This window comes from Bacteroidia bacterium (assembly GCA_025056095.1).
In the GTDB taxonomy this organism is placed as follows: domain Bacteria; phylum Bacteroidota; class Bacteroidia; order JANWVE01; family JANWVE01; genus JANWVE01.
Map to the genome: position 1 here is coordinate 1 of JANWVW010000121.1, position 8,318 is coordinate 8,318.

The following is an 8,318-nucleotide window of genomic DNA, read 5'->3' on the forward strand; positions in this document are numbered from 1 at the left end:
CGGGCTACGCTATCGCTTCGGTGCTACGCTTCGCTCCGCACCGTGCTGACGCACGCCCTTCGCATGCCTCACGCAAGTAAAAAAATAAACCTTTTCAAAACGTTTAATAAATTTAAGTCTCACACCTTGCATGTTTCTCAAGTTGCAAAAAGTGCTATTTTTGTCTATATGCAAATTAAAAACTACATTGGAGGTCAACTCGTCGAACCTATAAGTTGTCAGTATATTGAAAACATCAACCCTGCCACAGGTCAAGTGTATAGCTACGTGCCTGATTCAGATGAGCGCGACGTAGATTTAGCTGTACAGGCGGCTACCCAAGCTTTCAAAGTGTGGAGTAAAAAGTCTGCACAGGAGCGCAGCCAGATACTATTAAAAATTGCTGATTTGATAGAGAAAAATTTAGATAAATTAGCGTTAGCCGAAACTAATGACAACGGCAAACCTTTGAAGCTATCTAAAAAAGTAGACATCCCTCGTGCTATAGAAAATTTTAGGTTTTTTGCCACAGGAATTATTCATTTTGCTTCTGAATCGCACCACCAGCCCCATTTTTTGAACTACACTTTGCGCATGCCCTTAGGCGTAGTTGGTTGTATTTCGCCTTGGAACTTACCCCTGTATCTCTTCACTTGGAAGGTAGCACCTGCCCTAGCTGCAGGCAACTGTGTAGTTGCTAAACCATCAGAACTCACACCTATGACCGCTTATTTACTTGCTGAACTATGTATGGAAGCAGGTTTGCCCCCAGGAGTACTAAACATTATTCACGGTTATGGAACTCGTGCAGGGGCAGCAATTGTGCAACACCCTCAAATAAAAGCTATCTCATTTACAGGTGGAACAAAAACAGGTCAAGAAATTGCAAAAGTAGCTGGACCTATGTTCAAAAAACTATCTCTCGAACTAGGTGGTAAAAACGCCACTTTGGTTTTCGCAGACTGTAATTTAGAACGCACTATCCAAGAAACTGTAACTGCTGCTTTTGCTAATCAAGGTCAAATTTGCTTGTGTGGCTCAAGAATATTTGTAGAAAAAGACATTTATGACCTCTTTGTTGAAAAATACGTAGAGCGAACAAAAAAGCTCGTAGTAGGCGATCCGTTAGATGAAAATACCAACTTAGGAGCAGTTATTTCCAAAACCCACTATCAAAAAATAATTTCTTACATTGAACTAGCAGAGCAGGAAGGCGGAAAAATACTTTGCGGAGGTACTCAAAAACCAGCGGTGCCCCAAAGATGTCAAAATGGATACTTCGTATCACCTACTGTAATTACAGGATTGAACGCTTATTGCCGTACAAACCAAGAAGAAATATTCGGACCAGTAGTTACTATACAGCCTTTTGATACAGAAGAAGAAGCTATTACTTTTGCTAATAGTACCCCTTACGGGTTAGCAGGTAGCATTTGGACAGAAAATCTATCCCGCGCACACAGAGTAGCCCAAGCCATAGAAAGCGGTGTTCTGTGGGTAAACTGCTGGTTAGTTCGTGATCTACGAACCCCCTTCGGAGGAATGAAACAATCAGGAATAGGAAGAGAAGGCGGTTGGGAAGCCCTTCGCTTCTTTACTGAACCTAAGAACATTTGCATTCATATTTAATTTCAAAAATTCACCACAGAGTTAAATTGAACCAAGCTTAAAATCTCTCATCTTGATACTTACCTTCCCTAAAAAACTCTAACTTTGTAAAATTATGAAAACAAAGTACTGGATACCTTTACTCATAGCTAGCGCAGCATTTTTATTTGCTAGTCTTAGAAAATGTCCATTAAATGACAAAGGTCAATCTAATAAAAGTTCAGGTGCACTTCAATCTTCTCAACAACAGCAAACCTTTAATCAGAATGATACCTCAAAAGCCCTAAGAAAAGATAGCAACAAGAAAAAAAACTACCCTTACGCACCTACAGATACAAAACAAAATATTCGCCTTATGTCTTGGAACATACAGAATTTTGGTCAGTCTAAGGATGAAAAAGAAATAGAATACATTGCTAAAAAACTTAAAGATATGGATATTGTAGCTATTCAAGAGGTATCCAGTACGTTTGTAGGACCCCAAGCTGTAGCTAAACTTGCTGATGCGCTTAACCGTACAGGAAGTAAATGGCTATACACAGTTAGCGACCCAACCACAGGAACAGGAAAAGAACGATATGCCTATTTGTGGAAACCTAGCCGAGCAAGGTTAATTGGAGAACCCTTTTTAGAAAAAAGCTTAGCTGATCAAATAGAACGCGAACCTTATTTAGCTCGATTTGAATGCAAGGGAGAAAAGGTACTTTTAGTCAACTTTCACGCTGTGCCCCAAAACAAAAATCCTAAACAAGAAATAGCTCTTTTGCCGAGTTTACAAAATAAATATCCAAACGAAAAAATTATTATGATGGGAGACTTCAACCTTTCTCAAAAAGATCCTGCTTTTGAAGGTATTCGAAATAAGGGCTTAAAACCTGCTCTAATCAACGTAAAAACAAGTTTGAAAATGCGCCCAGCCCCTGGTTCACCTGATGACTATTTTTCCGAAGAGTACGATAATTTTTATTTTAATCCCACACAAATTGAAGCAAGAAGTAGTAGTAGAATAGACTTTGTCCGTGATTTTCGTTCTTTGGAAGAAGCTCGTAAAATATCTGACCATGTACCCATCGTACTAGAGTTTGTACCTCGCGCAGCTACAAAAGACATTTCTCAACGCTGACTGTTTAAAATCTGAACTTTATATCCCATTTGTCCCTTATACTGCTAGCTAAGAGATTAAAAGATAAAACAACCATCATAATAGCCATACCTGGGTACCATGCTAAATGGGCATATTCTCTATGAGTGAAATAGTAAATACCTTCTCTAAGCATACTCCCCCAAGAAGGTGTAGGTGGTTGTATGCCCAAGCCCAAAAAACTTAGTCCTGCTTCCATTAATATAGCATTCGCAAAAGTTTCTGTGCTATATACAATAATAATGCTGCTCAAATTAGGTAAAATATGTTGATATAAAATCCTGTAAGTAGGAAATGCTAATGCCCGTGCAGCTTGAACAAACTCTAACTCTTTAAGAACTAAAACTTTTCCCCGTACAGCTCTTGCGATAGGTACCCACAAAGTAGTCCCCAAAGCTATAAATACAGTAAAAAAGCCTTTACCCAGAATAAAACTAATTCCCACAATAATCAACAAGCTGGGGATAGCCCAAAACACATTCGTGAACCAGCTTAATACACGCTCTACCCAACCTTGATAGTATCCCGCATATAATCCTAAAAATACACCTATTACCGTAGCAATCACCGTAGAAAGAAAACCTATGCTTAAACTTGTTCTTGCACTGATCATCATTCTACTGAACACATCTCTACCATATTTATCTGTACCCCATCTAAAATAGCGGCGTTCTATCTGACCATTTAACAATGTATCTGTTTTTCCTGCATAGTAAATAATCACTTTGTTACCTTGCTGAAGATAGCTACTCACAGGCAATACAAGTTCAGCACTCGTGTAACCTGCCCATACATTCCCCTTTTTACTTTTTTGACCAGCTACAGCTACCCAAACTTGGCTATTCTTAGGCAACAAACTATAAGATAAAATCTGTGTATTAGCATTTTGGCTATTATCAGGAATAAAAGCATAGGCAAATAAACCTACAAAAGTAAAACCAACTAAAAAGCTTGCACTAACCCACAAGACAAAATGTTTTTTTATTTGATTTTTGGCAATACGGGTCAAATAAGTCAGTTTTATGGCTTCAATAAGACTCTTTTTCATTCGGAAAATCTCTAGTCTTTACATCGTGAATATATCGTTTAACTGCATCGTGGATAAGAGTGTAGCCATCTAAATATCGGCGTAAAAATCGAGGAGCAAACTCTTTATTGATTCCCAACATATCATGTGTTACTAAAACTTGTCCATCTACGTGCCTGCCCGCACCTATACCAATTAAGGGAATTTTTACCCTTTCATGTACTTTTTTAGCTAATTCGCTAGGAATTTTTTCTAATACAATGGCAAAACAGCCTACTTCTTCTAACAAAATAGCGTCTTCTAATAACATTTTAGCTTCTTCGGCTTCACGAGCGCGTACCTCATACGTGCCAAATTTGTAAATAGATTGCGGAGTGAGTCCCAAATGCCCCATCACAGGAATACCCGCACTTAAAATGCGTTCTATAGATTCCTTTACCGCACGCCCCCCTTCTAATTTAATAGCATGTGCCCCTGATTCTTTCATTACCCGAATAGCCGAATTTAGTGCTTCCTTTGAATTACCTTGATAACTGCCAAAAGGTAGGTCTACTACTACCAACGCCCGTTTGATAGCCCTAATAACCGAAGAAGCATGGTATATCATTTGGTCTAATGTGATAGGTAAAGTAGTCTCATGCCCTGCCATAATATTTGAAGCCGAGTCGCCTACTAAAATGACATCAATCCCCGTGCTATCTAAAATTTTTGCCATAGAATAGTCATAAGCAGTTAGCATGGCAATTGGAATGCCTGCCCGCTTCATTTCCTGCAGGGTATAAGTGGTAACTCTCTTAATTTCTTTGTTGATAGACATAAGGTAGGTCAAATGTAAAAAATAAGTAAGTATCCTAAGCCTGCTTGTAGAACAGTAATTAAAAAAGTGATAATAAGGAATGAAAATTTGCGATTTTTATGTCTAAGACGAAAAATAGCTAACCAAGCACCCAACGTTCCACCCAGCAGAGTTAAAGTATGAAGCCGTTTTTCGGGAATCCTACTTCTGTAATTTTGAGCACGATATTTATCCGAAGCAAAAGCAAAGTAGGTAACCAGGTTAATAATAATTACATAAACTAAAAATAAAGTTTTTAAGTTCATAATAGGACAAAGTTAAGCAAGTCCATCAACTTTCCAAAAAAGATAAAAATTTAGCTGCGCAAAATATGATTCATATACATTTTCATAAGCAGAAGCGAATTGCTACTTTTGTTCTGTGGATAAATTATACTTACTAGCACTTCAAAACATACACGGCATAGGACCTGTTAGAGCAAAAAATTTAATTGCTTATTGTGGTGATGCGCAAGCTATTTTTCGTTTATCACAACAAAGATTACTTAAAATTCCAAACATAGGCGAACAAACCGCAAAAGCTATTGCAAGTGGCTTATGCCTAAAAGCTGCTGAAAAAGAGCTTAATTTTTGTGAAAAAAATGGAATAGAGGTTATCAGCTGTTACGAAGAGCATTATCCCAACTTACTTAAACAAATTCCCGATTCTCCCATCATTTTGTTCAAAAAGGGAAACTTGAACCTAAATCAAAAAATGGCTATAGCTGTAGTAGGCACTCGCCAAGCTACTTCATACGGCAAAAGCATTACAGAAAAATTTGTATCTGCTTTCGCACAGGCTAATTTGAACATAGTTAGCGGACTAGCAATAGGTATAGACGTAACCGCGCATAGAGCAGCTTTAAGTAATAAAGGTAGTACCACTTGTGTATTAGCTCATGGATTAGACCGTATATATCCCCCTCATCACAAAACTATTGCGCAGGAAATGCTAGAAAATGGGGCTTGGCTTACAGAGTATCCCTCAAATACACAACCTGAAAGCACAAATTTTCCTGAACGTAATCGGATTATTGCAGGTATGTGCGTAGCTACTTTGGTCATAGAAGCTCGCCCAAAAGGTGGTGCTTTAATTACGGCACGCATTGCTTTTAGTAAAAACAGGGAAGTATATGCGGTACCAGGGGATATAAATCGGCTTTGTGCCAAAGGCAGCAACGAATTGATTAAACAAAATATTGCCAAATTAGTTACAGAACCCGAAGATATCCTTGCTGACCTTAATTTAGCTCAAATTACAAACAAGCCACAGACTGCCCAACCTTCCACGCTTCCCTTAACGCCCGAAGAGCAGCACATTGTTCAAATTTTACAAGAAAAAGAATGTGTAATAGATGAACTTATAGTCAAAACTGACATGCCTGCGGGGAAACTGTTTTCTATTTTGTTGGATATGGAATTTAAAGGAATTATATCACAGTTGCCAGGTAAAAAGTTTAAACTCCTTTAAGCTTGTGGCATTTGTCCTTTTCAAAAAACTAAAAAGTAGCTGTGCCGAGAGCGGGAGTCGAACCCGCACGCCTTTATGGGGCGCTGGATTTTGAGTCCAGTGCGTCTGCCAATTCCGCCATCTCGGCAGCTAACCGCAAAGATATATCAAAATGCCTGTGCTTGTCAAGCATGTTTCAAATGTTTTTTCTTACACTTGACAAAAAAAACCTCTTAATGTAATTTTGCAGCCTTAACTAAATTCACAATCCTATGATTATAGTCAATGTAAAAGAAAACGAAAACTTTGAAAAAGCGCTACGCCGCTTTAAGAAAAAGTATGAAAAAATCGGTATTTTGAGAGAACTACGTAACCGCAGTGCTTATATCAAACCTTCGGTAAAAAGGCGAATGATTAAAAATCGTGCTATACGCCGCCAAGCGTTACTTGCCAAAGAAAACTACTAACCTATTGGGCAAATTATGCAAAGCAAGCTAAGCCCACAAAAGCTATGGGCTTCTTTTTTTATTATTTTGCCGCAACTTATTTTTGCTCAAAAAGATACAGTTATCCACCTACCTTATGCCATAGAACCTGCAGACAGCATGACGTACTTCGGCAAGGTACGCGTACATAAACAATGTTATCCCGTACTCAAAAAAATGATAGAAGAAGCCCAAAAGCAAAATGTTCATATAGGTGTTTACTCTGCGTACAGAGATAGCGCTGAACAAGCTTACCAATTTTATCACTTAGGCAACTTGCACAAACAAACTTTATCGCAACGATTGAAGCACACTGCGCCCCCGCATTACAGTGAGCACCACACAGGCTTTGCCATAGACTTTATGGACTTAGATTATCCTCACTTAACCTATCAAATAGCTTTTGAAAAAACGCCTACCTTCAAATGGCTACAAAAAAACGCTTGCCGATATGGATTTGTGCTTAGCTTTCCTCCTAATAACAAGCAAAACGTACAGTATGAACCTTGGCACTGGCGGTACGAAGGAAACGAATACGCCCGAAGTAAATTCCAAAAAAGTTATGAATATCGATAAACTTATTGTCTAAAAACAGTATAGTTCTTGTACGCCCAAAAAAACTCTCTAATCAAAATTTTTCCTATCATGTACGTAGGCACACAAACTGCCATGCCAATAATCCCTGCAACAAAAGCCCCTGCTAAAATAACTACAAAAATCTCCAAAGGATGTGCATTGACAGATTTTGAAAATATCAAAGGCTGAGTAATGTTAGCATCTATAAAATGGACTATTCCAATTGAAAGCACAACTTTTAGCAAAATAAGTTTAAGCAGTTGCGTGTCATGATTCGCAATAATCTCCCCAATCTGACTACCTACATTAAGTAACAAAGCAAATCCACCTGTCAAAATCATTCCTAAATAAGGAATTACATTAAAAACCCCAAAAAATATTGCTATTATTAACGCATCACGCAAACCAAAAATCTTACAAAATATAAAGCTCATCAAGGTTACAGATAAGGATTGTAAAAACAAGCCATACAAGTATCTTCTCAATAAAAGTTCAGACTTATTGATAGCATTGATGACAATCTCAAAGTAACGATTAGGCACAAAATCCAGTAGTGCCCGTTTAAGCTCTCTACTATCATGAAGCATGAAAAAAGCCATAATAGGTACAATAAGAAAGTACAGCAAAACATCCAAAGTTGTGGATGCCAATTGGGTAGCCATTTTTTGAATTTCATCAGAACTGATAAAATGACTTATTTTCCTTTCTACAAATTTGACTAAAAAGCCCTCTTGCCGAGTGATTCTATTACGAATAGCAAATTTTTCAATTTCTACCAAAGGTTCTTGCACTAACTTGACCAACTCTTTACTATTGACATTACTAAAATTTTCTAATTGATGAGCCACAATAGGAATCAAAAGCAAAAATAAAGAAGCAAAAAAGCAAATAATCAAACTAAATGAGATAAAAATAGCTACTGAACGCCCAATTTTTCTGTTGTATATGTGAATTTCGCTAATATAATCTACCAAAGGATGCAAAATATAGGTAAGCAAAAAAGCCACTAACAGATACTGAAAAATGACATGAAAGTAGACAATAACTGCTGCTACAAGAGCTATAATTAAGACAATATAAAAGTAACGCAATGCATTTCTAACTACATCCATACTTATGTACAAAAGTAAGTAAAAAGTAGTTATTTTTTTGGGCGTGCCCCTTGCTGACGCAAGGGTCGGGGCATTCCGCACTGCGCTTCGCTTCGGTACTTCGCTG

The 8,318-nt window shown here is 37.8% G+C and carries 9 protein-coding genes and 1 tRNA gene; 5 read left to right on the plus strand and 5 right to left on the minus strand.

Annotation, left to right across the window (positions count from 1 at the left end; translation table 11 throughout):
* Positions 1 to 168 precede the first annotated feature (168 nt).
* Positions 169 to 1,608 (plus strand): aldehyde dehydrogenase, encoded by a 1,440-nt coding sequence (locus NZ519_09325; protein MCS7028954.1) that lies wholly within the window; start codon positions 169 to 171, stop codon positions 1,606 to 1,608.
* A 94-nt stretch (positions 1,609 to 1,702) separates the two neighbouring features.
* Positions 1,703 to 2,710, plus strand: coding sequence for an endonuclease/exonuclease/phosphatase family protein (locus tag NZ519_09330; GenBank protein ID MCS7028955.1), 1,008 nt, complete (start codon positions 1,703 to 1,705; stop codon positions 2,708 to 2,710).
* Between the two features lie 4 nt (positions 2,711 to 2,714).
* Here NZ519_09330 and NZ519_09335 read toward each other — a convergent pair whose 3' ends face one another.
* Genes NZ519_09335 through NZ519_09345 form a run of 3 tightly spaced genes read right to left on the minus strand, consistent with a single transcriptional unit; the run spans position 2,715 to position 4,856 of the window.
* Positions 2,715 to 3,776, minus strand: a complete 1,062-nt coding sequence (locus NZ519_09335; protein ID MCS7028956.1) for an ABC transporter permease — start codon at positions 3,774 to 3,776, stop codon at positions 2,715 to 2,717.
* Complete coding sequence (gene panB / locus NZ519_09340; GenBank protein MCS7028957.1) at positions 3,757 to 4,572, minus strand: 3-methyl-2-oxobutanoate hydroxymethyltransferase; 816 nt, start codon at positions 4,570 to 4,572, stop codon at positions 3,757 to 3,759. The genes NZ519_09335 and panB overlap by 20 nt, the downstream gene beginning before the upstream one ends.
* A gap of 8 nt (positions 4,573 to 4,580) precedes the next feature.
* Positions 4,581 to 4,856 (minus strand): DUF1294 domain-containing protein, encoded by a 276-nt coding sequence (locus NZ519_09345; GenBank protein MCS7028958.1) that lies wholly within the window; start codon positions 4,854 to 4,856, stop codon positions 4,581 to 4,583.
* A 115-nt stretch (positions 4,857 to 4,971) separates the two neighbouring features.
* Between NZ519_09345 and dprA the strand changes: the two genes are divergently transcribed.
* Positions 4,972 to 6,060, plus strand: coding sequence for a DNA-processing protein DprA (gene dprA / locus NZ519_09350; protein MCS7028959.1), 1,089 nt, complete (start codon positions 4,972 to 4,974; stop codon positions 6,058 to 6,060).
* Positions 6,061 to 6,102: 42 nt separating this feature from the next.
* Here dprA and NZ519_09355 read toward each other — a convergent pair.
* Positions 6,103 to 6,187 (minus strand) — tRNA-Leu (locus NZ519_09355).
* Between the two features lie 124 nt (positions 6,188 to 6,311).
* Between NZ519_09355 and rpsU the strand changes: the two genes are divergently transcribed.
* Together rpsU and NZ519_09365 are read left to right on the plus strand one after the other, a co-directional pair.
* Positions 6,312 to 6,506 carry a 30S ribosomal protein S21 gene (rpsU, locus tag NZ519_09360; GenBank protein ID MCS7028960.1) on the plus strand — a complete coding sequence of 65 codons (195 nt, stop codon included), beginning with the start codon at positions 6,312 to 6,314 and terminating at the stop codon, positions 6,504 to 6,506.
* 15 nt (positions 6,507 to 6,521) lie between these two features.
* Entirely contained in the window at positions 6,522 to 7,100 is a 579-nt protein-coding gene (locus NZ519_09365) for a M15 family metallopeptidase (protein MCS7028961.1), read from the plus strand.
* 2 nt (positions 7,101 to 7,102) lie between these two features.
* Here NZ519_09365 and NZ519_09370 read toward each other — a convergent pair.
* On the minus strand, positions 7,103 to 8,318 hold a 1,216-nt coding region (locus NZ519_09370; protein MCS7028962.1), incomplete at its 5' end, for an AI-2E family transporter.